Origin of the sequence: Streptomyces sp. VRA16 Mangrove soil (assembly GCF_017377775.1) — a bacterium.
GTDB lineage: Bacteria > Actinomycetota > Actinomycetes > Streptomycetales > Streptomycetaceae > Streptomyces.
The window spans coordinates 94,700-118,155 of sequence record NZ_JAFVLN010000015.1 but is presented as its reverse complement, the minus strand read 5'-3'; the positions used below and the strand labels follow the sequence as shown (position 1 = coordinate 118,155).

25 protein-coding genes and 1 riboswitch are annotated in these 23,456 nt (G+C 70.7%); of the genes, 1 reads left to right on the top strand and 24 read right to left on the bottom strand.

The annotated features are described in order from the left end of the window. Nucleotides 1-5 precede the first annotated feature (5 nt). From J3486_RS32555 to rpsB, 12 genes are all read right to left on the bottom strand, one after another. Entirely contained in the window at nucleotides 6-1,076 is a 1,071-nt protein-coding gene (locus J3486_RS32555; RefSeq protein ID WP_207826887.1) for an ABC transporter ATP-binding protein, read from the bottom strand. After that, nucleotides 1,076-2,761: an iron ABC transporter permease gene (locus J3486_RS32550; RefSeq protein WP_207826885.1), complete on the bottom strand. Its 1,686-nt coding sequence runs from the start codon at nucleotides 2,759-2,761 to the stop codon at nucleotides 1,076-1,078. The genes J3486_RS32555 and J3486_RS32550 overlap by 1 nt, the downstream gene beginning before the upstream one ends. After that, nucleotides 2,737-3,828: a thiamine ABC transporter substrate-binding protein gene (locus J3486_RS32545; RefSeq protein WP_307805026.1), complete on the bottom strand. Its 1,092-nt coding sequence runs from the start codon at nucleotides 3,826-3,828 to the stop codon at nucleotides 2,737-2,739. The genes J3486_RS32550 and J3486_RS32545 overlap by 25 nt, the downstream gene beginning before the upstream one ends. An 80-nt stretch (nucleotides 3,829-3,908) precedes the next feature. Then, nucleotides 3,909-4,026: riboswitch (TPP riboswitch) on the bottom strand. Nucleotides 4,027-4,050: 24 nt separating this feature from the next. After that, nucleotides 4,051-5,157: a 23S rRNA (adenine(2503)-C(2))-methyltransferase RlmN gene (rlmN, locus tag J3486_RS32540; protein WP_207826883.1), complete on the bottom strand. Its 1,107-nt coding sequence runs from the start codon at nucleotides 5,155-5,157 to the stop codon at nucleotides 4,051-4,053. A gap of 399 nt (nucleotides 5,158-5,556) precedes the next feature. Beyond that, nucleotides 5,557-5,772 carry a DUF6243 family protein gene (locus J3486_RS32535; RefSeq protein ID WP_207826881.1) on the bottom strand — a complete coding sequence of 72 codons (216 nt, stop codon included), beginning with the start codon at nucleotides 5,770-5,772 and terminating at the stop codon, nucleotides 5,557-5,559. Nucleotides 5,773-5,968: 196 nt separating this feature from the next. Further along, the gene (locus tag J3486_RS32530) at nucleotides 5,969-7,354 is read right to left on the bottom strand and encodes a hypothetical protein (protein WP_207826879.1); all 1,386 of its coding nucleotides are present in this window, start codon (nucleotides 7,352-7,354) and stop codon (nucleotides 5,969-5,971) included. 22 nt (nucleotides 7,355-7,376) lie between these two features. Then, nucleotides 7,377-7,556: a hypothetical protein gene (locus J3486_RS32525; protein WP_207826877.1), complete on the bottom strand. Its 180-nt coding sequence runs from the start codon at nucleotides 7,554-7,556 to the stop codon at nucleotides 7,377-7,379. 83 nt (nucleotides 7,557-7,639) lie between these two features. Further along, nucleotides 7,640-8,818: a phosphatidate cytidylyltransferase gene (locus tag J3486_RS32520; protein ID WP_207826874.1), complete on the bottom strand. Its 1,179-nt coding sequence runs from the start codon at nucleotides 8,816-8,818 to the stop codon at nucleotides 7,640-7,642. Between the two features lie 32 nt (nucleotides 8,819-8,850). Then, the gene (frr, locus tag J3486_RS32515) at nucleotides 8,851-9,408 is read right to left on the bottom strand and encodes a ribosome recycling factor (protein ID WP_207826867.1); all 558 of its coding nucleotides are present in this window, start codon (nucleotides 9,406-9,408) and stop codon (nucleotides 8,851-8,853) included. Nucleotides 9,409-9,555: 147 nt separating this feature from the next. Continuing rightward, nucleotides 9,556-10,329: a UMP kinase gene (gene pyrH / locus J3486_RS32510; RefSeq protein ID WP_207826865.1), complete on the bottom strand. Its 774-nt coding sequence runs from the start codon at nucleotides 10,327-10,329 to the stop codon at nucleotides 9,556-9,558. A gap of 183 nt (nucleotides 10,330-10,512) precedes the next feature. Further along, a complete protein-coding gene (gene tsf, locus J3486_RS32505; RefSeq protein WP_207826863.1) occupies nucleotides 10,513-11,349 on the bottom strand; it encodes a translation elongation factor Ts in 837 nt (278 codons plus the stop codon). Nucleotides 11,350-11,510: 161 nt separating this feature from the next. Beyond that, nucleotides 11,511-12,410, bottom strand: a complete 900-nt coding sequence (gene rpsB / locus J3486_RS32500) for a 30S ribosomal protein S2 (protein WP_207826861.1) — start codon at nucleotides 12,408-12,410, stop codon at nucleotides 11,511-11,513. Between the two features lie 288 nt (nucleotides 12,411-12,698). On the opposite strand from rpsB, the gene J3486_RS32495 reads away from it, so the two are divergent. Next, a complete protein-coding gene (locus J3486_RS32495) occupies nucleotides 12,699-13,319 on the top strand; it encodes a murein hydrolase activator EnvC (protein WP_374194798.1) in 621 nt (206 codons plus the stop codon). 64 nt (nucleotides 13,320-13,383) lie between these two features. Here J3486_RS32495 and J3486_RS32490 read toward each other — a convergent pair whose 3' ends face one another. From J3486_RS32490 to rplS, 12 genes are all read right to left on the bottom strand, one after another. Then, nucleotides 13,384-13,941 (bottom strand): TetR/AcrR family transcriptional regulator, encoded by a 558-nt coding sequence (locus J3486_RS32490; protein WP_207827131.1) that lies wholly within the window; start codon nucleotides 13,939-13,941, stop codon nucleotides 13,384-13,386. A 109-nt stretch (nucleotides 13,942-14,050) separates the two neighbouring features. Beyond that, nucleotides 14,051-14,890, bottom strand: coding sequence for an RNA polymerase sigma factor WhiG (gene whiG / locus J3486_RS32485; protein ID WP_207826857.1), 840 nt, complete (start codon nucleotides 14,888-14,890; stop codon nucleotides 14,051-14,053). Nucleotides 14,891-15,231: 341 nt separating this feature from the next. Further along, a complete protein-coding gene (dprA, locus tag J3486_RS32480) occupies nucleotides 15,232-16,401 on the bottom strand; it encodes a DNA-processing protein DprA (RefSeq protein ID WP_207826854.1) in 1,170 nt (389 codons plus the stop codon). Beyond that, a complete protein-coding gene (locus tag J3486_RS32475) occupies nucleotides 16,398-18,017 on the bottom strand; it encodes a YifB family Mg chelatase-like AAA ATPase (protein WP_207826846.1) in 1,620 nt (539 codons plus the stop codon). The genes dprA and J3486_RS32475 overlap by 4 nt, the downstream gene beginning before the upstream one ends. Next, the gene (locus tag J3486_RS32470) at nucleotides 18,017-18,400 is read right to left on the bottom strand and encodes a YraN family protein (RefSeq protein WP_307805025.1); all 384 of its coding nucleotides are present in this window, start codon (nucleotides 18,398-18,400) and stop codon (nucleotides 18,017-18,019) included. The genes J3486_RS32475 and J3486_RS32470 overlap by 1 nt, the downstream gene beginning before the upstream one ends. A gap of 183 nt (nucleotides 18,401-18,583) precedes the next feature. Further along, nucleotides 18,584-18,892 carry a DUF2469 domain-containing protein gene (locus tag J3486_RS32465; RefSeq protein ID WP_005311352.1) on the bottom strand — a complete coding sequence of 103 codons (309 nt, stop codon included), beginning with the start codon at nucleotides 18,890-18,892 and terminating at the stop codon, nucleotides 18,584-18,586. A gap of 55 nt (nucleotides 18,893-18,947) precedes the next feature. Further along, on the bottom strand, nucleotides 18,948-19,457 hold the full coding sequence (locus J3486_RS32460; RefSeq protein WP_207826841.1) for an NUDIX hydrolase: 510 nt from the start codon (nucleotides 19,455-19,457) through the stop codon (nucleotides 18,948-18,950). After that, a complete protein-coding gene (gene lepB, locus J3486_RS32455) occupies nucleotides 19,450-20,190 on the bottom strand; it encodes a signal peptidase I (protein ID WP_207826839.1) in 741 nt (246 codons plus the stop codon). Before lepB (J3486_RS32455) ends, J3486_RS32460 begins: the two co-directional genes overlap by 8 nt. A gap of 91 nt (nucleotides 20,191-20,281) precedes the next feature. Further along, nucleotides 20,282-21,241 (bottom strand): signal peptidase I, encoded by a 960-nt coding sequence (gene lepB, locus J3486_RS32450; protein ID WP_207826837.1) that lies wholly within the window; start codon nucleotides 21,239-21,241, stop codon nucleotides 20,282-20,284. Continuing rightward, nucleotides 21,129-22,244, bottom strand: coding sequence for a signal peptidase I (gene lepB / locus J3486_RS32445; RefSeq protein WP_207826835.1), 1,116 nt, complete (start codon nucleotides 22,242-22,244; stop codon nucleotides 21,129-21,131). The genes lepB (J3486_RS32450) and lepB (J3486_RS32445) overlap by 113 nt, the downstream gene beginning before the upstream one ends. Next, nucleotides 22,237-22,953, bottom strand: coding sequence for a signal peptidase I (lepB, locus tag J3486_RS32440; RefSeq protein ID WP_207826833.1), 717 nt, complete (start codon nucleotides 22,951-22,953; stop codon nucleotides 22,237-22,239). The genes lepB (J3486_RS32445) and lepB (J3486_RS32440) overlap by 8 nt, the downstream gene beginning before the upstream one ends. A 45-nt stretch (nucleotides 22,954-22,998) precedes the next feature. After that, on the bottom strand, nucleotides 22,999-23,349 hold the full coding sequence (gene rplS / locus J3486_RS32435; RefSeq protein WP_037886451.1) for a 50S ribosomal protein L19: 351 nt from the start codon (nucleotides 23,347-23,349) through the stop codon (nucleotides 22,999-23,001). Between the last annotated feature and the right edge of the window lie 107 nt (nucleotides 23,350-23,456).

Here is a 23,456-nt window from a genome sequence, read left to right as displayed (position 1 = left end):
CGTGGTCACCCGTCGGCGGGCCGCCCTGCCCCGTCCGGGGCCGCGCCCCGGCCGAGCACCACGATCTCCGCAGCGTCGAACACGACGCCCACCGCGTCCCCCACCTCCGGCGCCTCGCGCAGCGCGCACGCCGCTTCGAGGCGGGGCGCGCCCTCGGGCGCGAGCTGCAGGGCGACGTGGGTGCCGCGGAAGGTGCGGGCGGCGACGGTGCAGGTCAGCTGGGCTTCGGCGGCGTCGACGAGACGTACACCGGCCGGTCGTACGAGGATCCGGCCGGGGCCGTGCACGGCGCCGGCGGGCACCGGGACCTTGCCCCACGGGGTGTCGGCGGCCTCGCCGGAGACGGTCGCCTCCACGACGTTGTCGAAGCCGAGGAAACGGGCCACGAACTCGTCCGCGGGGTGCTGCCACACCTCAAGGGGCGTGCCGGACTGGGCGATGCGTCCGTCGCGCATCACCACGACCCGGTCGGCGAGCGCGAAGGCCTCGCCCTGGTCGTGCGTGACGGCGAGCACGGTGGTCCCCAACTCGCCGAAGAGTTCCCTCAGTTCGACGACCAGGCGTTCGCGCAGGGAGCGGTCGAGCTGGCCGAGCGGTTCGTCCAGCATCAGCAGCCGGGGCCGCGGTGCCAGCGCGCGGGCGAGGGCGACGCGCTGCTGCTCGCCGCCGGAGAGCGCCGCGACGGCCCGCCGCTCGGCGCCGGGCAGCCCGACGAGGGACAGCAACTCCCCCACTCTGTCGGCCTGTTCGCCCTTCGACGCGCCGTGCATGCGCAGCCCGAAGGCGACGTTGGCGCCCACGTCCCGCTGCGGGAACAGCTGGTGGTCCTGGAACATCAGGCCCACGCCCCGCTTGTGCGCGGGCACCCCGCGCTGGTCACGGCCGCCGAGCAGCACTCGCCCGCCGTCGAGGTCCTGCAGCCCGGCGACGACCCGCAGCAGCGTCGACTTGCCGCTGCCGCTCGGCCCGAGCACGCACACGATCTCGTGCTCGGCGACGTCCAGGTCCACCGCGTCGAGCGCGGCGCGCCCACCGAACCGTACGGTCGCGTCGGCCAGCTCCAGCATCGGCACCATCAGAACTCCCCGGTCGCGGCCTTCGCGGGCCGCAGTCGTTCCAGCAGGAGCAGCGAGACGGCGCAGACGACCATGAGGATCGTCGAAAGGGCCATCGCCTGCCCGTAGTTGAGGTCGCCCGCCCGGCCGAGCAGACGCGCCACGGCGACCGGCAGGGTCGGGTTGTCTGGCCGCGCGATGAACACGGTCGCCCCGAACTCGCCGAGCGACACGGCGAACGCGAACCCTGCGGCGATCAGCAGCGCCCGCCGCACCATCGGCAGATCGACCTCGCGCCACGCCCGCAGCGGCGAGGCGCCGAGCACGGCGGCGGCCTCCCGGAGGCGTCCGTCGACGGCGCGCAGGACGGGCAGCATGGTCCGTACGACGAAGGGGACACCGACCAGCGCCTGGGCGAGCGGCACCAGCCACCACGACTGGCGCAGATCGAGCGGCGGCTTGTCGAGGGTGATCAGGAACCCGAACCCGACGGTCACCGCCGACACCCCGAGCGGCAGCATCAGCAGCGCGTCGAAGCCGCGTACGAGCCGCCCGGCCCGCCGGGTCAGCGCGGCCGCGGCGAGCCCGCCGATCAGCAGCGCGACGGCCGTGGCGGCGAGCGCGTACTCCAGGGAGTTCCGGACGGCGTCGATCGGCGGTACGAGGAAGGTGCCGCCGTCGGCCGAGGTCAGCTCGCGGTAGTAGGCGAACCCGATGCCGCCCGGTGTGTCGAGCGACCGCTGCACGAGCACGCCGAGCGGCAACAGGATCAGCACCGCGACGCTCGCCAGCACGCCGGCAAGGAGCGCCCACTGGCCGGCTCCGCGGGGCCGTCGCGCCGTCCCCGCCGCGTCGACCAGCCGCAGCGCGCTCTCCCGGCGTCGCACGGTCCACGCGTGGACGCACAGGATCAGCCCGACGGCGACGAACTGCACGATGGTCAGCACGGCGGCGGTCGACAGGTCGAAGATCTGCGCGGTCTGCCGGTAGATCTCGACCTCAAGCGTCGAGAAGCCCGGTCCGCCGAGGATCTGCACGACGCCGAACGACGTGAAGGTGAACAGGAAGACCATCAGCGCGGCCGCCGCGACGGCGGGCCCGAGCGCCGGCAGCGTCACCGTGCGCCACGCCGCGAGGCGCGAGGCGCCGAGCATCCGCGCGGCCTCCTCCTGCCGGGGGTCGAGCTGCGCCCACAGGCCGCCGACGGTCCGCACCACGACGGCGTAGTTGAAGAAGACGTGCGCGAGCAGAATCGCCCACACCGTCGTGTCGAGCCGCACGCCCCACAGGTGGTCCAGCAGCCCGCCCTGCCCGAGCAGCGCGAGAAACGCGGTGCCCACCACCACGGTCGGCAGCACGAACGGCACGGTCACGACCGCCCGCAGCACCTGCTTGCCGGGAAAGTCGAGCCGCGCGAAGACATAGGCGCCCGGCAGCGCGATCAGCAGGGTCAGCGCGGTCGACGCGAGCGCCTGCCACACCGTGAACCACAGCACGTGCCGGATGTCGGACTGCCCGAGCACGTCGAGGATCCGCCCGAACTGCCACGCCCCGTCGACGTGCAGCCCGCGCTCGACGATCGAGACGACCGGGTAGGCGAAGAACACCGCGAAGAACGCGACGGGCACGGCCATCAGACCGAGCCGCGCCGCGCTCCCCCGGCGCACCCGCTGCTTGCGGACTACTTCAGTACGAGCGACGTCCACGACTTGACCCACTCGTCACGGTTGTCCGCGATCTTGCGCGGCGCCATCGTCTCGGGATCCGCGACCTGGACCGCGTACTTGGTGTAGTCGGCGGGCGCGGTGGCGTTCTTGGTCACCGGGTCGACGAACATGTTGAGCGGCATGTCCTGCTGGAACTCCTGGGAGACCAGGAAGTCGATGAGCTCCTGTCCGCCCTTCTCGTTCTTCGCTCCGTCGAGCAGCCCGGCGAACTCGATCTGCTGGAAGCAGGTTCCGGTCGCGACCCCGACCGGCGAGGTCTTGGGCTGCGGGTCGGAGTAGATGGCCTCGGCGGGCGGCGACGACGCGTACGACACGACGAGGGGCCGCTCACCGCCGGCCTTCTTGCCGCCGGAGCTGCCGCTGAACTCCTCGTTGTACGCCTGGTCCCAGCCGTCGACGACCTTCACGCCGTTGGCCTTGAGCTGCTTCCAGTACGCCTGCCAGCCGTCGTCGCCGTACTGCGCGGCGGTCCCGAGCAGGAACCCGAGCCCCGGCGAGGACGTCGAGGCGTTCTCGGTGACGAGCAGGTTCTTGTACGCGCTCTTGGTCAGATCGGCGAAGGACGACGGCGGGGTGAGGTGGTGCTCCGTGAAGTACTTCTTGTCGTAGTTGACGCAGATGGAGCCGGTGTCGATGGGCGTGACGCGGTTCTTCGCGGCATCGAGCTGATACTGACTCTTCACCTCGCTCAGCCCCTTGGCCTTGTACGAGGTGAAGATGCCGTTGTCGAGCGCGCGGGACAGCAGGGTGTTGTCGACGCCGAAGAAGACGTCGCCCTGCGGGTTGCCCTTGGAGAGGATGGCCTTGTTGACGGCCTCTCCCGCGTCGCCGTCCTTGAGGACCTTCACCTTGTAGCCGGACTTCTTCTCGAAGTCGGCGAGCACGCTCTTCGAGACGGCCCATGAGTCATGGCTGACGAGGGTGACGGTCTTGGAACCGGACCCGGACGACGTGTCGGACGACGACCCGCACGCGGACAGCGTGACGAGCCCGAGCCCGACGGCCAGGGCCACGCAGGCCGTCCTGTTGCTCACGGTGGTGTTCACTGATTTTCCTCCTGGGGGGTCCAGGAAGAGACGCGGCCCTGCCCGCGGACCTCGGACGGTCTGCGGGCAGGGCGCAACAGCTTGAGTGATGACCGAACTTCCTACCCAGAATGACCTGGGCAAGGTTCAGAGGGTCTGCGGCCCACCGGTCTCCGGCTGCCGCACTCTCAGCGCTGTGGCGCTCCCCTGTCGGAATATGAAGTTGATGGGACGGGCCCCAGGCTACCGCTCGGTGGCGGCGAGCTGACCACACGCCCCGTCGATCTCCTGGCCACGGGTGTCCCGGACGGTCACCGGCACGCCGTGCGCGGCGATGGCCTCGACGAACGCCTTCTCGTCCTCGGGCCGCGACGCGGTCCACTTCGACCCGGGAGTCGGGTTCAGCGGAATGAGATTGACATGCACGGGCTTGCCCCTGAGCAGCCGCCCGAGCCGGTCCCCACGCCACGCCTGGTCGTTGATGTCCCGGATCAGCGCGTACTCGATGGACAGGCGACGCCCGGACTTGGCGGCGTACTCCCACCCCGCATCCAGCACCTCCCGCACCTTCCACCGCGTATTGACCGGTACGAGGGTGTCGCGGAGCTCGTCGTCAGGGGCGTGCAGCGAGATGGCGAGCCGGCACTTGAAGCCCTCGTCGGCGAACCGGTGGATGGCGGGCACGAGCCCGACGGTCGACACGGTGATCCCGCGCTGGCTGAGCCCGAGCCCGTCCGGCTCGGGATCGGTGAGCGCACGGATCGCCTGCACGACCCGCTTGTAGTTGGCGAGCGGCTCGCCCATCCCCATGAAGACGATGTTGCTGAGCCGGGCGGGGCCGCCGGGGATCTCCCCGTCCCGCAGGGCCCGCATCCCGTCGACGATCTGGTGCACGATCTCGCCGGTCGACAGGTTCCGGTCGAGCCCGGCCTGTCCGGTGGCGCAGAACGGGCAGTTCATCCCGCATCCGGCCTGCGACGAGATGCACATCGTCACCCGGTCCGGGTACCGCATGAGCACGGACTCGACGAGCGTCCCGTCGAACAGCCGCCACAGCGTCTTGCGGGTCGTGTCGTTGTCGGTCGACAGATGCCGCACGACACTCATCAGCTCGGGCAGCAACGCCTCCCGCAGCTTCTCGCGCGAACCCGCGGGGATGTCGGTCCACTCCGCCGGGTCGTGCGCGTACCGCGCGAAGTAGTGCGTGGACAGCTGCTTGGCGCGAAACGGCTTCTCACCGATCGCGGCAACAGCTTCCTTCCGCTCGGCGGGCGTCAGGTCGGCAAGGTGCCGCGGCGGCTTCTTGGCTCCGCGCGGCGCGACAAAAGTGAGTTCTCCGGGCTTAGGCATGGCTGTACCAGTGTCGCAGATGGAACACGGTGACCCGGGGTCGTCGGGTTGGGGCCCTGTCACTGCCGGTCGACGCTGGTCACTGTTGAGCGGCCTCGGACGGCCCAGGGACGGCCCGGAAAGGGCTCAGAGAGGGCCTAGCTACTGGAACCAGGGCCTGCGTCCAGGAGGCCGCTGGCGTCGTTGCGGGGACGACGGCGACGAGTTCGAGACGCCGCCGGGGAGCTCCCCATGGCCCTCGTCCGCGCGGCGGATCGCCAGGAGTCGGCCGTCGTCGCGGACCGCCACTGCGGCACCGGTGTCCCCGATGGCTGGCGGGTGACCCGGGGGCGTGGCGGCGGGCCTGCGGGGCAGCGCGCCCTGACGTCCGCCGCGGAGGAGCGCTGCGGCAGGGGTGCGTCAGCTCTGCGCGGTGTCGTCGCCCGTCTGGCCCGTGCCGTCGGCCGCGGCGGTCTTCTCGCGCATCTTGCGCAGCAGCTCCGCCTTCTGGTCGGCTGCGCGCTTGCGGTCGAGGTTGCGGTGCGGACCGTTGTTCTGCCGTTCGGCGCGGGACTGCTTCTTGCGCTGTCCGCCGCCCTGGCCCACGGGGTTGTTGATGTTCTTGCTGTCGGTCACGGGTTCTCCCGGGGTGATGTGAAGTGAACTACGGATTCATCGGTGGGGGACGGGCGGTGATGCCGAAGGATGCCGACAGGGGCCCGTCACGCTCTCACTCGTACATCGGCGTCTGGAAGAACATGACAAGGACGTTACCCGGTTCCGTCGGCCCCGCGCGCCGACCTTTCCGGTCCTCCCGGCGCCGACCGCCCCTTCAGCGCCCCTGACCTGCACTTACGGGCTGCGGGGCCGCGCTCTCCCGGGCCAGTTCGATCACGTCGTAACGCCCCCGGAAGTCCGTCAGCCGCTGGGCCCCGGCCGCCACCGCCGCCACGACCACCGGTGCTAGCGCCCCGCCCGCGCCGCCGGCGAACGCGCCCGGTGCGCCGGCTCCCAGGAGCCCGGCCGCCAGGCTCATGCCGCCGCCCGCCACCATCTGGGCCGTGACCCCGCGGGCCTGCTGGACGAACTGCTGCAGGCGCGTCACCTGGAGCTCGTCGGCGGTGTCGGCCGGCGGCTCCTTCGTCCGGCCCGCGAGCAGGTCCCCGACCTCCTGCAGCGCGGCCAGGTCGCGGCTCTGCCACCACCCGGCGAGGGCGTCCGCGGCGTCGTCCGTGTACCGCTGCCACTGAGCCGCGGTGAGCAGCCCGAGCCGCAGCTCGAACCGGGTCGGGAAGCGCACCACCGGCGTCGACGCGGGGAGCGCCGCGACCTCCCTGCGGCGCAGCCCGCGCCGGGGCGCGGAAATCCCGAGCGCGCAGCCCTCGCTCACCGCTATGGCCCGGTAGTACGTCTCGTCGAACGCGTCCCGCAACAGCCGCGCGTCCGCGCGCACCTCGGGCGCATCGGATCGCGCCAGCGGGTCGAGGGCGTCGTACAGGCTGCTGCGGTTGGGCAGCCCGGCCCGGTCGAACACTCCGGAGGTCCAGGAGGTCAGGACCGTACGGCCTGCCGCGCTGGCCAGCACCTGCGGTGCCGGTGGCGGGCGCAGGGCGTACGCGGTGGTGAAGTCGGCGGGCACCAGCAGGCTGACGTCGAGGAGGCCCCGGTCGGCGGCCTCGAGCCAGTCGCGCCAGCGGGCGACGATGCGCCGGCGCAGCGGGGCGGCCAGCACCCCCGTCGCGGCCAGCAGCCGGTCAGCCGCCCCGGCGGGGCCCTCCGCGGCGAGCAGTTCCGTCGCGGCCGCGCGGTCGGCGCGTGCGGCCAGCTCGCGTTGGAGGCGCAGGCCGTACTGCTCGGGCAGGGGCAGCGAGGAGAAGAGGAAGCCGGTCGACAGCATCGCGATGAGTTGTCCGGACAGATCGGCGTCACGGGCGTTCACGCGTAACGGCAGCACGCCGCCCCCGCCGATCGCACGGACCGCCAGCTCGTCCAGGAGTTCGGCGGGCCGCAGTGCGGCGAAGGCCGCGCCGTCGAGGAGCTGTGGGTAGGTGAGGAACAGGGACCGGCCCTGGACGACCTCCCAGCGCAGCCGCCCGAGCAGCTCCGCGCGCTCGGTCTCCGGCAGCCGCTCCCGCGGGCCCACGGTTCCGTGCGCCCCGGCGCCGAGCCGGTCCCGCTGCCGGACGCTGTCCCATTCCGTACTGAGGATCGCGGTCACGACTCCCCCTCCACGTCCCCGCTCAGTCGAGGATCGCCGCAATCATCACGACGACATTGGACCCGTACTTCTTCCAGCGGTGCGTCCACCGGCAGTACAGCCGCGGTCTGCGCCGCCCGCCCTGGTCGATGAGCACATCGCACCACTTGCACGGCAGATCACCGCTGTAGGTGCCGTCCTTCTCCAGCCTCGCCCGCCCCATGGGCCAGACGATACGGCGACGGGCCCCCGCCCAGGAGGCGAAGGCCCGTACGTGACCGGCAAAATCTGCCCGGAACAGAAAGATCAGCCGGAGCCGACGAACAGCACCAGCAGCAGCCACACGACCGGCGCCGTCGGCAGCAGCGAGTCGAGCCGGTCCATGATGCCGCCGTGACCGGGCAGCAGCGTGCCCATGTCCTTGATGCCCAGGTCCCGCTTGATCATCGACTCGCCGAGGTCGCCGAGCGTCGCGGACGCGGCGACACAGGCACCCATCACCAGGCCCTGCCACCAGGTCCCGTCGTCGATCAGGAACTGCATGCACAGCACGCCCGCCACCATCGCGAACAGCACCGCGCCGAGCAGACCCTCGCGGGTCTTGCCGGGGCTGATGCGCGGCGCGAGCTTGTGCTTGCCGAACCGCCAGCCGATCGCGTACGCGCCCGTGTCGCTGACCACGGTCAGGATCAGGAACGTCAGGACCCGCCAGGCCCCGTCGTCCGCGGTGAGCATCATGGCGACGAACGTGGCGAGGAAGGGCACGTAGAAGGCCGCGAAGACGCCTGCCGTGACGTCCTTCAGATAGCCCTCGGGCGGCTCGGTCATCCGCCACACCAGGACCGCGAGCGCGGTGAGCGCCATCGCAACCCAGGCGCCCTCGGGCCCGCGGACGTACCCGGCGACGACCATCGCCGCGCCGCCGACGGCGAGCGGCACGAGCGGCGCCTTGATGCCCTTGCGCTCGTCGAGTCGCGAGGTCAGCTCCCACAGGCCCACCACGACGGCGACCGCTATCACGCCGACGAACACGGCCTTGACGATGAACAGGGACGCGATGATGACCGCGCCGAGCCCGACACCGACTCCTATGGCCGCCCCGAGATCCCGGCCCGCGCTCTTCTTCTGGGGCTTGGGCTCGGGGTGCGGCGCTGCGCCGGTCATGGGCTCCTGCGGGGTCTGCGCCGCCGGCTGCTGAACCTCCGGCGGCTGCGGGGTCGCCTCGTCGCGGAACAGGGGACCGCTCAGCCGAGCAGCCCCCCGGTCGTCCTGGTGGTCACCGCCACCGGCGGGCACGTCGGGCATATCGGGCACGATGGGCATGGGCCGAGTCTCCTCAACCGCGTGCCGTTCGTACGCGGGACCCGCCGGAGCGCGCCCCTGGTCGTACGAGGGGCCCTGACCGTACGCGGGCGCCTGGCCCTGATCGGCGGGGCCCCAGTACCCGGGCCCGGTCTGCGGCGCCCCCCAGGAAGAGTCGTTCACGGATTCCTCGAACCTCGATCTTCCGCGCTCGCTCAGACTTCGAGCAGCTCGGCTTCCTTGTGCTTGAGCAGCTCGTCGACCTGGGCCACGTACTTGGCGGTGGTGTCGTCGAGCTCCTTCTCGCCACGACGACCCTCGTCCTCGCCGATCTCGCCGTCCTTGATCGCCTTGTCGATGGCGTCCTTGGCCTTGCGGCGGACCGAGCGGATCGAGACCTTGCTGTCCTCCGCCTTGGTCTTGGCGACCTTGATGTAGTCGCGGCGGCGCTCCTCGGTCAGCTCCGGGAAGACCACTCGGATGATGCTGCCGTCGTTGCTCGGGTTGACGCCGAGGTCGGAGTCGCGGATCGCCTGCTCGATGTTGCGCAGCGCGCTCTTGTCGAACGGGGTCACCACGGCCATCCGCGGCTCGGGCACCGAGAACGAGGCCAGCTGGTTGATCGGCGTCAGCGCGCCGTAGTAGTCGGCCACGATCTTGTTGAACATGGCCGGGTGCGCACGACCGGTACGGATCGCCGCGAAGTCCTCCTTGGCGACCACGACGGCCTTCTCCATCTTCTCCTCGGCCTCGAGGAGGGTCTCTTCGATCACCACTTGCTCCTGCGTGTCTTGAGTGAGGCCCGGCCGGGCACGGGGCGCGGTCGGCTAGGTCGCGTGTCTTCCTGCACGGTGTCCGACCGGCAGGACATTGTCCATCCCTCCGGGGTCATCCCTGGACGGACGGTACGAGGCTGCGGGTCAGGCCCGGGTGCCCTGCTCGCCGACGAGCGTCCCGATCTTCTCACCCTTGACGGCGCGCGCGATATTGCCCGTCGCAAGAAGCTCGAAGACGAGGATCGGGAGCTTGTTGTCGCGGCACAGCGTGATCGCGGTCATGTCGGCGACCTTCAGGTCGCGGGTGATGACCTCGCCGTAGCTGAGCGCGTCGAACTTCACGGCCTCGGAGTTGGTCTTCGGGTCCGAGTCGTAGACACCGTCCACGCCGTTCTTGCCCATGAGCAGCGCCTCGGCGTCGATCTCCAGGGCGCGCTGCGCGGCGGTGGTGTCGGTGGAGAAGTACGGCATGCCCATACCGGCGCCGAAAATGACGACGCGGCCTTTCTCCAGGTGGCGCACGGCGCGCAGCGGGATGTACGGCTCGGCGACCTGGCCCATGGTGATGGCGGTCTGGACGCGGCTGTCGATGCCTTCCTTCTCCAGGAAGTCCTGGAGGGCCAGGCAGTTCATGACGGTGCCGAGCATGCCCATGTAGTCGGAGCGGGCCCGGTCCATGCCGCGCTGCTGGAGCTCGGCCCCGCGGAAGAAGTTGCCGCCGCCGATGACGACGGCGATCTGCGCCCCGTCGCGCACGACGGCCGCGATCTCACGGGCGATGGCGTGCACCACGTCGGGGTCGACACCCAGCCCCCCGCCACCGGCGAACGCCTCGCCGGAAAGCTTCAGCAGAAAGCGCCCCGCGCCTTTGCCGTCGTCGCTCTTGTCGCCCTTGTCGGCTGCCTGGGTGCTGGTCATGGAAATCTCGCCTCTTCTTGCTCGGCACACATACGAAGAAGGCCATTGCCGGTGGGGTGTTTCGCATCCCTGCGCGGCAATGGCCTCCTCGTCACATCTGCGGCCGTCCGGCGCGTACGCGCGCGCGTACCCGGACGACTGCTGTCGACCCTATCCGGGTCTCGCGTCGGTCGCGGTACGGACTCAGATGCCGACCTTGATGCGCGAGAAGCGCTTCAGGGTGACACCGGCCTCTTGGAGGACCTTCTCGACCGACTTCTTGTTGTCCAGCGCGTACGGCTGGCCGAGGAGGGTGGCCTCCTTGAAGAAGCCGTTGACGCGACCCTCGACGATCTTCGGGAGCGCGGCCTCCGGCTTGCCCTCGGCGCGGGTGGTCTCCTCGGCGACGCGGCGCTCGGACTCGACGACCTCGGCCGGGACGTCCTCACGGGAGAGGTACTTCGGCGCGAAGGCGGCGATGTGCTGCGCGACACCCTTGGCGAGGTCGGCGTCAGCCTTGTCCAGCTCGACCAGAACACCGATCTGCGGGGGCAGGTCGGGCATGGTGCGGTGCATGTACGCGAAGACGAAGCCGTCGGCGAACTGCGCGAAGCGGTCCAGGACGATCTTCTCGCCGAGGGTGGCGTTGGCCTCGTCGACGTACGCCTGGACGGTCTTGCCGGCCTCGATCTCGGAGGCGAGCAGGGCCTCGATGTCGGCGGGCGACGTCTTGGCGATGTGCGCGGCGATCTCGTTCGCGACGGCCTGGAACTTCTCGCCCTTGGCGACGAAGTCCGTCTCGCACTTCAGCTCGACGATGACACCGGAGGTGTTGTCGTCGGCGATCAGGGAGACGACGGCACCGTTCTCGGCGGAGCGGCCCTCGCGCTTGGCGACGCCCTTCTGGCCCTTGATGCGCAGCGCCTCGACGGCCTTGTCGACGTTGCCCTCGGCCTCGTCGAGCGCCTTCTTGCAGTCCATCATGCCGGCGCCCGTGAGCTCACGGAGCTTCTTGACGTCAGCGGCGGTGTAGTTCGCCATGATCCTGTTTTTCTCTCTACGAAGTCTGAAGTGACTGACGACTCCGCCGATGCTCGCGACCGTGGGCCGCGGTCGTACGGAGACGACGCACGGTCACGGGTGAACGGCGGGGGCCGACCGGGCCCCCGCCGTCTCACTCACGCAACCGAATCCCGTACGGGTCAGGCCTGCTCGGCGTCCGCGGCCGGCGCCTCGGCGGCGGGAGCCTCGTCCGCGGCCGGAGCCTCGGCGGCGGGAGCCTCGGCAGCGGCCGGGGCCTCCTCAGCCTTCTCGTCGGCCTTCTTCTCGCCCTCGAGCAGGTCGCGCTCCCACTCGGCGAGCGGCTCGCCCTGGGCCTTCTCGCCCGGCTTCTGGTCGCCCGCGGCAACGCCGGAGCGGGCGATGAGGCCCTCGGCGACGGCGTCGGCGATCACGCGGGTGAGCAGGGTGACGGAGCGGATCGCGTCGTCGTTGCCCGGGATCTTGTAGTCGACCTCGTCGGGGTCACAGTTCGTGTCGAGGATCGCGACGACCGGGATGTTGAGCTTCCGGGCCTCGCCGACAGCGATGTGCTCCTTCTTGGTGTCCACGATCCAGACGGCGCTGGGAACCTTGGACATCTCGCGGATACCGCCGAGGGTCTTCTCCAGCTTGGCCTTCTCGCGCGAGAGCACGAGAAGCTCCTTCTTGGTGAGACCGGACGCGGCGACGTCCTCGAAGTCGATCTGCTCAAGCTCCTTGAGGCGCTGCAGACGCTTGTAGACGGTCGAGAAGTTGGTGAGCATGCCGCCCAGCCAGCGCTGGTTCACGTAGGGCATGCCGACGCGGGTCGCCTGCTCGGCGATGGCCTCCTGCGCCTGCTTCTTCGTGCCGACGAACATGACCGTGCCGCCGTGGGCGACGGTCTCCTTGACGAACTCGTAGGCGCGGTCGATGTACGACAGCGACTGGAGCAGGTCGATGATGTAGATGCCGTTGCGCTCCGTGAAGATGAAGCGCTTCATCTTCGGGTTCCAACGACGGGTCTGGTGACCGAAGTGGACGCCGCTCTCCAGCAGCTCCCGCATCGTGACGACGGCCATGGCCGTACTCCTCTGAGTGTTCTCGGTTGTTTCCTGACGCCCCGATGCGCGCCTGCCTCGTGCGTGAGCACGGGACCGAAAGGCGCTGACACGAACCTGAGGGTCCGGTGTCGGGGCGTGCGAAGTCGATCCGGTGGCCCGGATCGCCACATGAAGTGTACGGGACCCTGGAGGTACCGGGTGACGCCGCTGTCCACAACCGCCCGGTAGTCCACGTTTCCCGGCCAAGATCCCCCGGGAACGGTCGGTTCGCGGATCATTTCCGCCATGCGACAACTACTCTGCGTGATGCTGTTACTGGCGGTGTTCACAGGCACCCCGGCCGCCGCTGCCACCGCTGCCGCCGCTGCCGATCTCTGGCCCGTGGGTGACCGCCCCGCGGTCGTACGTGCCTGGTCCCCGCCCGCGACGCCCTACGGTCCCGGCCACCGCGGCGTGGACCTCGCGGCCCCGATCGGCGCCCCGGTGCGTGCGGTGGCCGCGGGCCGGATCGTCTTCGCGGGCCAGGTGGCCGGCCGTGGGGTCGTCTCGGTGGATCTGACCGGCACCGGGGACCCGCCCCTGCGCACGACGTACGAGCCGGTCACGACGACGGTGAAGGCCGGCGCCGAGGTCACGGCGGGCGAGGTGATCGGCACTCTGGAACTCCCGACGGGCCACTGCCCGCCCACCGCCCCGTCGTGCCTCCACTGGGGCCTGCGCAGAGGCGCAACCTACCTGGACCCGCTGTCCCTGCTGGACCCATCGGCCTTGCACCGGCCCCCGGCACGCCTGCTACCGGTATGGAACATCCCCGCCCCCGCAGCCCTCGTCCCGGCAGCCTTCGCCTCCGCAGCCTTCGCCTCCGCCTTGGGCGATCTGCCGCCATGGGCGGCAGGGTGGGCAAGGCGGCACTCCGGCGCGGGGTGAGCGGTCCGATGGGGTGAGCGCTCCGACGGGGGGGCGGCTGCGGCGCGGGCCGGGCGAGCAGAGCTCAGCCCTGAACACCCCGCAGCACCATGCTCACCGCGGCATCCACGATCGAGTCCGGCACTTCGGCCACCCCGAGCTCGATACGCCGCACCGCCGCATCCACAACCCCCTGCACCAGCATCGCCGCGAGCCGGGGCTGCTCGTGCCCCATCTCCCCGAGCGCCTCGACGATCATCGCGACGAGCCCGCCGTGCGCGGCCCGGATCTTCTCCCGCGCCCCGGCGTCCAGCTCACTCGCGGAGATGGCGACGACGGCCCGGTGCCGCCGGTCCCCCACCAGCGCCAGCTGCTCGCGCACGTACGCCTCGACCTTGCCCTCGGGCGTCGCGGCCCGCGCCATCCCGGCCTCGACCTCGGCGGCCCACACCGGGAAGTCGACGGCGCACAGCTCCTCGACCACGGCCGCCCTGGACTTGAAGTACTCGTACACGGAAGACCGCGCGAGCCCCGTCCGCTGCGCGAGCGCGGGGAACGTCAGTGCCTCCGTCCCGCCCTCGGACAGCAGGGAGCGCGCCGCGTCCAGAAGGGCAGCGCGCTGCATCGACCGGTGCTCGGCCACAGAGGCCGCTCGAATCCTTGGCACACGTCCACTGTACGGACGCGCCGCCCGCCACGGGAGCGTCACAGACGGCAGGGACGATTCACCATCACCGGTGGAACCCGCGCCCTCAGCGCCCGAAACTCGCCAGCTTCGCGCGCAGCTGCAATACCGATTTCGTGTGGATCTGGCTGACCCGGCTCTCCGTCACACCGAGCACGTTGCCGATCTCGGCGAGTGTCAGCCCCTCGTAGTAGTAGAGCGTGACGACGGTCTTCTCCCGCTCGGGCAGCGTGTTGATCGCCCGCGCCAGGAACCGCCGCAGCTCCCGGTCCTCTGCGACCTCCACAGGATTGTCCGCGGCGTGGTCCTCAAGGGTGTCCATGAGGCTGAGCCGGTCGCCGCCCTCGCCCCCGACGTGCAGCAACTCCTCCAGCGCCACCACGTTCGCGAGCGACAACTGGCTGAAAACGGCGTGCAGTTCCTCCAGGCCCACACCCATCTCCTCGGCGACCTCGCTCTCCGTGGGAGTGCGCCGCAGCTTGGCCTCCAGCGTGGCGTAGGCCCGCTCCACGTTGCGCGCCTTCTGTCGCACGGAACGGGGAATCCAGTCCAGGGCCCGCAGTTCGTCGATCATCGCGCCGCGGATCCGGGTGATCGCGTACGTCTCGAACTTGATCTCCCGGCCGATGTCGAACTTCTCGATCGCGTCGATCAGCCCGAACACGCCCGACGAGACGAAGTCCGCCTGCTCCACATTGGGCGGCAGCCCGACGCTCACCCGGCCGGCGACGTATTTCACGAGCGGTGAGTAGTGCAGGATCAGCTGCTCGCGCAGCCGCTCGTCGCCCGTCGCCTTGTACGACCTCCACAGCTCCTCGAGGGAGGAGGGAGCCGGAGGCCGCACGCTGGAGCCGCGGGCGGCGGGTGGTACCGCCGCCCGGTCGGACCCGGAGGTGTGCTGTGGCATGCGCCGCCTTGTGCCGTTCTGCTGCGTACCGATCGTGGTTCTGGTCGCGGGGGTCGCTGAGATCTTTTTGGTGGTGTAGATGCCGTGTTGCCCGTCTGGTGATGACTGGTACCGAGCTGCCTGCCTGATTCTGGATTGAGGTGACGAACCCGAATCCTGGTGAGCGTAGCGTGACTGGAGTGTCGCGGTGTGCGAAGGGTAGGGGATCGTACGTGCGCAGATACGTTCCGTTGGGGGACTTGCGCAGACGCTTCCGGCTCCGAACGCGATCGGGGCGGAACGCCAACTGCCGGAATTGCCAAGGCCATCGGGGGGTCATCCGGACGGCGCAACACGGTGCGTCAGGGAACCCCGCCCTCCGGAAAGACCGACTGGATCGCCTGGCGTGTCAACTGCCAGCCGTCGCCGTGTCGTTCGACGAACCCCAACGAGCGCAGTTCGTACAACCGCCCGGTCGTCTCGTCGTCGCTCGCGCCCGCGTCCCTCCCGATCTCGGCGGCCGTCCTCCTCCCGCGCGCGGGCAGCGCGGCGAGCACGCGGGCCGCGGCGGGCGGCAGCAGATCCCTCGGCAGCACGGGCCCGCGCCGCTCCGGCGCCAGCTCGCCCATCTCGCCGACCAGCTCGACGACTTCCTCCGCGTCCGTGACCAGCACTCCCTCCTTGCGCAGCAGTTCGTGGACACCGGCGGAGACACTGCTGGTCGCCGGCCCCGGCACCCCCATCGCATGGCGCCCCAGGCGCACCGCCCAGCGGGCCGTGCCGAGCGCGCCGCTGCGGTAGGCCGCCTCCACGACCACAGTTCCTCTGGTGAGTGCGGCGATCACCCGGTTCCGCTGGATGAAGCGGCTCGGCGTGGGATGGTCGCCCGGTGGCAACTCCCCCACCACCAGCCCCTGTTCCGCGACCCGGTCGATCAACTGCTCGTGCCCGCGCGGATAGGTGCGGTCGATACCGCAGGCGAGCACGGCCACGGTGGCGCCGGTGGCCCCGAGCGCCCCGCGATGGGCCGCGGCATCGATCCCGTAGGCACCCCCCGAGACGACGACCCAGCCGCGCTCGGCGAGCCCGGCGCCGAGGCTCGCGCCCATCCGCACCCCGTAGTCCGTACAGGCCCGCGCCCCCACCACGGCGACCGAGCGCAGCGCCCACATCCGCAGGGAGGGGCCGCCCCGCACCCACAGGCCGAGCGGCCGCGCGTCCCCCAGGTCGTCGAGCTGGCCGGGCCACTCGGTGTCCCCCGGGCACACGAACCGCGCCCCGCACCGCCCGGCCCGCTCCAGGTCCCGCTCCGTCGGTGGCGCTTGACGGGCCCGCTCGACGATGCCCGCCCAGCGCTCGGCCCGCACCCCGGGCAGCCCCGGCTCCTGTGCCCCCTCGTCGATCCTGCGGACCGTCTCCACCGGCCCGAACTCCCGCAGCCACCGGCCGCCCGGCTCCCACCCCGGCTCCAGGATCCGGGTCAGCCGGGCCCGCGCGAGACGCACCGCGTTCGGGGCGCCCGGCCCCGTCATGTGACGGCCCCGATCGTCATCGGCGCCCCGCGCGAGATCCCGGTCCGCAGTTGCAGCGCGAGCGCCACGTCCTGGGCGAAGGGCCGGTCGTGCCCGGCGAGGTCCGCCACGGTCCAGGCCACGCGGAGCACCCGGTCGAGCCCGCGCGCGGTCAGGAAGCCGCGCTCCAGATCCAGCTCCGCCTCGTCCAGCGCGCCCGGCGCCGCGGGCCACCGGGTCCGCAGCGTGTGCCCCGGCACCTCGCTGTTGGTCCGCCACGGGGTGTCCGCGTACCGGGCCGTGGCCCGCTCCCTGGCCTCCCGCACCCGCCCCGCGACGACCTCGGTGCTCTCGCCGCGCGGCCCGTACCCGGCGAGCTGGTCGCGGGTGACGGGGTCCACCTCGACCCGCAGGTCGACCCGGTCGAGCAGCGGCCCGGAGAGCCGGGCCTGGTAGCGCCGGACCGAGGCGGGCGGGCAGTCGCACTCGCCCCCGTGCACCCGGAACTGTCCGCAGGGGCAGGGGTTCGCGGCGAGCGCCATCAGGAACCGCGCGGGCAGCCGCACCACTCCCGCGCTGCGGGCGATGACCACGTGCCCCGACTCCAGGGGCTGGCGCAGGGCGTCGAGCGCCTGCCCGCCGAACTCCGGCGCCTCGTCGAGGAAGAGCACCCCGCGATGGGACAGCGAGACCGCTCCCGGCCTGGCCACCCCGGGCCCGCCCCCGACCAGGGACTGCATGGTCGCCGAGTGGTGCGGGGCGCAGTACGGCGCGGTGTCGATCATCGACCGGCCCGGGGGCAGCATCCCCGCCACCGAGTGGATCGCCGTGACCTCCAGGGACTCCTCGCGGGTGAGGGGCGGCATGACCGACGGCAGCCGCTCGGCGAGCATGGTCTTGCCCGCGCCCGGCGGCCCGGAGAGCAGCACGTGGTGGCCGCCCGCCGCGGCGACCTCGATCGCGGTGCGGGCCGACATCTGGCCCACGACGTCGGCGAGATCGAGTCCGTGCCCGTCGTACAGGGGGCCGCCGAGGCCGGTGCCGGCCCCGCTGCCCGGCATGCTCAGCCCGGCGAGCATCGGGTCGGGGCGGCCGTGCTCCTCGGCCGGCTCCTCCGGCACGGGCTCGTCGGCGAGCACCGCGATGAGCTGGCGCAGGCTGCGCACCCCGAGCACCGAGATGCCCGGCACGAGCGCCGCCTCGCCCGCCGTGGACTCGGGGACCACGACCTGCTCGTAGCCCGCGTCGGCGGCGGCGAGCACGGCCGGCAGCACCCCGCGCACCGGCCGCACCCGGCCGTCGAGCCCCAGCTCCCCGATCATCACGATGTCGGCGAGGATCCGCGGATCGATCCGCTCGGCCGCGCCGAGCACGGCGCAGGCCACAGCCAGGTCGAAGCCGCTGCCGCCCTTGGGCACGGAGGCCGGGCTGAGCCCTACGGTGAGCTTCTTCTGCGGCCAGTCCGCCCCGGAGTTGACCACGGCGGCCCTGACCCGGTCCCGGCTCTCGACCAGGCTCTTGTCGGGCAGCCCCACCAGCGTGAACGCCGCGATGCCCGGCTCCAGATCGGCCTGCACCTCGACGACGACGCCCTCGACGCCCACCAGCGCCACCGAACACGTACGCGCGAACCCCATCAGGACACCCCCCGCACGTGCTCGACGCGGGGCGCTCCGCGCTCCGGAAGCACGACGCCGACGAGATCGATGCGCACGCCTCCGGGCGGCGCTCCGCCGTGCTCGTGCACCCACCGCTCGGCGAGCTCCCGCAGCCGTCGGGCCTTGACCGGGGTGATCGCGGCCATCGGGTCCTCGAAGGCTCCTGCGGCGCCCGGACCTCCTGCTCCTCTGCGGGTCTTGACCTCGCACACGACGATCGCGTCGCCGTCCCGCGCCACGATGTCGATCTCGCCCGTGCGGCCCGCGCGCCAATTGCGCGCGATCACCGTCATCCCGGCCTCGGTCAGCCGCCTCGCGGCCAGCGTCTCGCCGTACTTGCCCAGTGCGCTCTTTGCGTTCACGTCGGCACCACCTCCGACGCCCACGCTGACGCAGGGACGCACCAGAAGTGGATCTTGGTGAACTACCTACGGGTTGTGGATAACTCCGTCACCCACCCAGGGGACCGCCCGCACCCACCCAGGGACCCCACCCGCCCAGGGGACCGCCCGCACCAGCGCAAGGCAGGAGACCGCCCGGCGGGCTCAGCTCCCCGGAAGCTCCAGGTCGCTCTTGTTCAGCTCCTCGATGTTCACGTCCTTGAACGTGAGAACGCGGACCTGCTTCACGAACCGCGCGGGCCGGTACATGTCCCAGACCCAGGCGTCCGCCATCGACACCTCGAAGAACACCTCGCCCTGGACCGAGTGCACCTGCATCTCGTAGTCGTTGGTGAGGTAGAAGCGACGCTCGGTCTCGATCACGTATTTGAACAGACCGACGACGTCGCGGTACTCCCGGTAGAGCTTCAGCTCCATCTCGGTCTCGTACTTCTCGAGGTCCTCGGCGCTCATGGCATGTTCCCCTTCAGCCGTGCGTCCCCCTATTGTGCGCCAGTCCCTGGGGCCTCTAGACGATTTCCGTGTCGAGGACCAGCGGCCGGCTCGGGGGACCTTCGTCGAGCAGCCGGTTCAGCAGCTCGGCGAGTCTGGTCGGATACACCGTCTCATGCGCCTCGGCCAGTTCCCGGTACGTCCACCAGCGTGCTCCGGCGACGCTGCGTCGTTCCAGGTCGGTCAGGCCCGACTCGTTGATGCCCGCTCCGGGCACCGTGGATGTCGTACGGGCGAGGAAGTACCACTCGTCCTGGTCCCAGCGGCGCCCGTCGAACGGGAACGAGCAGACACGCTGCCACAGCACGGGGCCCAGCTCCACGTCCGTGATGCCGGTCTCCTCGGCGAGTTCCCTCAGCGCCGCCTGCTCACGCGTCTCGTCGCCCTCCAGGCCGCCGCCCGGGGTGAACCACCAGTCGTCCGCCGTGTCTCCCGGCTCGTGCCCGTGCAGCAGCAGCACGCGACCCTCAGGGTCGAGCAGGACGACCCGGGCCACCTTGCGCAGTTCGCCGCCGAGTTCAGGCACGGACCGGCTCCGCCGCGCGGGTCCGCGAGCGCCGCGAGCGCTTCGCGATGGGGCCGTACGCCGCGCCGCCGAGCACCAGGACGGCGCCGGCCACGACCGCGTACACCATCCACTTCAGCGGTCCGGGCTGCGAGATCCCGCCGGGCAGCTCCTCGAAGCCGGTGGGCTTGGCCAGCATGCCGTCCAGCGGCCAGGCCACCGCGTCCACCCGGGCCTGCACGGCGCCGCGCTCCACCGAGCCGTTCTCCGAGTCCCCGAGATGGACGCTGGAGTCCAGGGAGCCGCTGCGCTCGTCACCGAGCAGGAAGAGCCGGCCCTCGGGGACGGTCGTGTTCTTGATGCCGGTGAGCGAGGCGTTCTTGCCGGCCGGCAGATACGGTTCGTCGATCTTCTTGCCGTTGACGGTCAGCTTGCCGTCGGTGCAGCAGGCGATCTTGTCTCCGCCGATACCGACGACCCGCTTCACCATCGGCATGTCGCCCCAGGTCTTCTCCTGGAAGACGACGACATCGCCGCGCTTGACCTCACTGCCGTCGATGCGCTGCGCGAGGACCCGGTCGCCCGCGCCGATCGTCGGCGTCATCGAGTCGGTGGGCACCGTGTACGGCTGGTACACGACCGCGCCCCAGACGAATCCGCCGAGGAACAGCACACAGCCGAGGGCCACGGCTATGCCCGACAGCACACTGCCGGCCTTGCCGCGGCCCTCGTCCGTACGACCCGTCCTGCTCATCCCAGTTGCTCCCCGCGTCGGAGAAATCGATCTCGCGGTCCGGCCCCGATATGGCTCGGACCACGGAAGATCGGCGATCTGGGACGGCACCCTACCCGGCGGTACCGGTCGCAGAAACCCCGGTGTTTCCCTCGGTAAGGCTCTTGTTGATCTTGCGCCTGCGCCACAGCACCAGCGGCACCGCGCCCGCCAGGCCGAGCGCACCCGGAGCCGCGCTCGCCGCCGCGTTGATACCGGACTGGTCGAAGGTGTCCGGGACCGGCAGCGTGGACCAGTGCGTGGGCGGCCAGGCGACGACGATGGCACGGCCCACTACGTTGTCGACCGGGACGAAGCCGCTGTTCTTGTCGCTCTGGTGGTAACGGGAGTCCATCGAGTCCTGACGGTGGTCACCCATGACCCAAACTTTGCCCGCGGGTACCTTCACCTTGAACGTCCCGCCCCCGTTGTCAGCGGTGCACGGGGTGTTGCCCGGGTACACGTACGGCTCGTTCAGCGCCTTGCCGTTGACCTTGAGCGGGCCGGTGCCGTTGCACTCGACGGTGTCGCCCCCGACGCCGATGACGCGCTTGATGAGGTCCTTCTCGTCGGCGGACGGCATCAGGCCGATCCAGCTCAGGACCTGCTGCACCGCGTTCGGATCCGAGGTCGGCTCGCCCTCGAGCCAGCCGTCCGGGTCGTGGAAGACGATCACCTCGCCGCGCTCGGGCTTCGACCCGAACCACGGCGTGAGCTTGTCGACGAGCACCCGGTCGCCGATCTTCAGCGTGTTCTCCATCGACGCGGACGGGATGGAGAACGCCTGGACCAGGAACGTCTTGATCAGCAGGGCCAGAACCAGCGCGATACCGATGAGGAGCGGCAGCTCCTTCCAGAAGGAGCGGGGCTTCTTCTGCTGCTTGCTCTCGCCGCCGTCCCCGGCGGCCGCCTCCGCGCCGTCACCGTCGGCCGGCCCCTGGTCCGTCACGGCCGGACTCGCCGCGTCGTCGGATCGCTCGGGCTGCTCTTCGGGCCCCTGCCCTGACCGTGCGCCGACCGCCAAGTCCCCCACATCCACTCCTCACTCCGTGCCGCTGCCTGATCCCTGCGCGATACAGGCCCACCACTCCCATAACGAGCGGGAGTTCCGCAGGGGTCGGGAGGGGGATCATTCCGTCCGAATCCGATGTGTTCGAACCCGTGACGACGCTGTTCGTGGTGGCCACCTTATGCGACGCGCCGGACGCGGAGGCCGACCCGTCGCCTTGCGCGTCGGCCACGGCCGAGAACGTCTCGGGCTCCTTGAGCGTGGTCCAGTTGCCGATCGGCCAGACGATGGCGCGGGCCCGTCCGACGACCGAGTCCTCGGAGACGGTGCCGTGGTACGCCTCGCTGAGGTGGTAGCGGGAGTCCGCCGAGTTGGCGCGGTGGTCGCCCATCACGAACAGCCGGCCCTCGGGAACCTTCACCGAAAAATCGAACTTGGAAGGGGTGTTGCCGGGGTGGATGTACGACGTCTCGTTCAGCGGCGTCCCGTTCACGGTGACGCGGCCCTGCTTGTCGCAGCACTTCACGGTGTCGCCGCCGACGCCCACGACCCGCTTGATCAGGTCGCGGTCGTTGTCGGAGGGCAGCAGACCGATCCAGGTCAGCCCCTCCTTGATCTGCTTCACGCCGACCGGCGGGTCCTTCTTCTCGCCCGTCTCGGCCGAGAGCCACTGACCGGGGTCCTTGAAGACGACGACGTCGCCGCGGTGCACCTCGGCACCGAACCAGGGGGTGAGCTTGTCGACCACAACCCGGTCGCCGATCTTGATCGTCTGCTCCATGGAGCCGGACGGGATCACGAAGGCCTGGACGAGGAAGGTCTTGAGGACCAGGGCTATGAGCAGGGCCACGCCTATGAGGAGGGGGATCTCCTTGAGCGCGGAACGCCTGCGCTTGCGCTTCACCTTGCGGGCGAGCTTGCGCCGCTCGACCCGGCTGGCGGGCGCGCGCCCCGCGGCGCGCCGGCTCCCCGTGGGCAGCTGATCGTCGGTGCGGTGGCCCGTGCGGGCCTTGCCCCGCCTACCCATGCAAGCCGCCGGGAGCGGGCACGCGCGCGTAGACGTCCGCACGCGACAGGGAGCGCCAGTGTCCCGACGGCCAGGCGACCCACTCGGCCTTGCCGATCACGTGGTCGAGCGGGAGGAAGCCGCCGCCGGGCGCGCCCATGAGGTCCCGGGAGTCACGGGAGTCGCTGCGGTGGTCACCGAGGAGGAAGAGGGTGCCGTCGGGAACCTTGATGTCGAACGCCGCCTCCGAAGGCGCGTCCCCGGCGTACAGGAGGGAGCGCTCGTCCACGGACTGCCCGTTCACCTCGATCCTCCCCTTGCTGTCGCAGCAGACCACATGGTCTCCCCCCACGCCCACGACACGCTTGATGTAGTCGGCGTCACCGAAGTACCCGTCGCCGTCGAAGACGACCACGTCCCCACGCTTCGGCTCGGCACCGAAACGGTACGCCAACTTATTTACGAGAACGCGGTCCCCGACCCTCAATGTGGACTCCATCGAGCCGCTGGGAATCTGGAACGGCTGCATCACGAAGACGCTGAAGGCCAGCAGCAGCACGAGGCCGGTCAGCAGCGCGAGCGTGATGCGGCCGCCGGGCAGCCAGTCCGCCGCGGCGGCCACGGCCCGGGAAAGCAAAGAGGAGCGCGACCGGTCCTCCTCGCCCTCCGAGGCGTGCTCGTCGGGCTGGGAGGAGCGGTCGCGCTCCACATGCTGTGCTTCGGTGTCCATCGAGGCCAGATGCTATCCGGCGGCGCTGTGACTCCGAACGCGAGATCAGTTCTCGCGCTTCTCCTTGATCTTCGCAGCCTTGCCGCGCAGCTCGCGCAGGTAGTACAGCTTGGCGCGACGGACGTCACCCTTGGTGACGAGCTCGATCTTCTCGACGATCGGGGTGTGCACCGGGAAGGTGCGCTCGACGCCGACGGAGAAGGAGACCTTGCGGACCGTGAAGGTCTCGCGGACACCGGCGCCCTGGCGGCGGATGACTACGCCCTTGAACTGCTGCACACGGGAGCGGTTGCCCTCGATGACGCGGACGTGGACGTTGACGGTGTCACCCGGGCGGAAGGCCGGGATGTCGCTGCGCAGCGACGCGGAGTCGACGGAGTCGAGCAGGTGAGACATGATCGTCTGCTTTCTTCGCCCATGCCACAGGTCATCGGCGGGAGATAAGTGATGAGTTTCGGTAGCTGATCGCGTCGGGCCTGCGTCATGTCCCCCTGTGGCAGGGG

Coding starts and splice junctions, on each gene's coding strand:
- J3486_RS32555 (WP_207826887.1), bottom strand. CDS start 1,076: ATGGTGCCGATGCTGGAGCTGGCCGACGCGACCGTACGGTTCGGTGGG.
- rlmN (WP_207826883.1), bottom strand. CDS start 5,157: ATGCCTAAGCCCGGAGAACTCACTTTTGTCGCGCCGCGCGGAGCCAAG.
- J3486_RS32525 (WP_207826877.1), bottom strand. CDS start 7,556: ATGGGGCGGGCGAGGCTGGAGAAGGACGGCACCTACAGCGGTGATCTG.
- pyrH (WP_207826865.1), bottom strand. CDS start 10,329: ATGACCAGCACCCAGGCAGCCGACAAGGGCGACAAGAGCGACGACGGC.
- tsf (WP_207826863.1), bottom strand. CDS start 11,349: ATGGCGAACTACACCGCCGCTGACGTCAAGAAGCTCCGTGAGCTCACG.
- rpsB (WP_207826861.1), bottom strand. CDS start 12,410: ATGGCCGTCGTCACGATGCGGGAGCTGCTGGAGAGCGGCGTCCACTTC.
- J3486_RS32495 (WP_374194798.1), top strand. CDS start 12,699: ATGCTGTTACTGGCGGTGTTCACAGGCACCCCGGCCGCCGCTGCCACC.
- whiG (WP_207826857.1), bottom strand. CDS start 14,890: ATGCCACAGCACACCTCCGGGTCCGACCGGGCGGCGGTACCACCCGCC.
- dprA (WP_207826854.1), bottom strand. CDS start 16,401: ATGACGGGGCCGGGCGCCCCGAACGCGGTGCGTCTCGCGCGGGCCCGG.
- J3486_RS32475 (WP_207826846.1), bottom strand. CDS start 18,017: ATGGGGTTCGCGCGTACGTGTTCGGTGGCGCTGGTGGGCGTCGAGGGC.
- J3486_RS32465 (WP_005311352.1), bottom strand. CDS start 18,892: ATGAGCGCCGAGGACCTCGAGAAGTACGAGACCGAGATGGAGCTGAAG.
- lepB (WP_207826839.1), bottom strand. CDS start 20,190: ATGAGCAGGACGGGTCGTACGGACGAGGGCCGCGGCAAGGCCGGCAGT.
- lepB (WP_207826835.1), bottom strand. CDS start 22,244: ATGGGTAGGCGGGGCAAGGCCCGCACGGGCCACCGCACCGACGATCAG.
- lepB (WP_207826833.1), bottom strand. CDS start 22,953: ATGGACACCGAAGCACAGCATGTGGAGCGCGACCGCTCCTCCCAGCCC.
- rplS (WP_037886451.1), bottom strand. CDS start 23,349: ATGTCTCACCTGCTCGACTCCGTCGACTCCGCGTCGCTGCGCAGCGAC.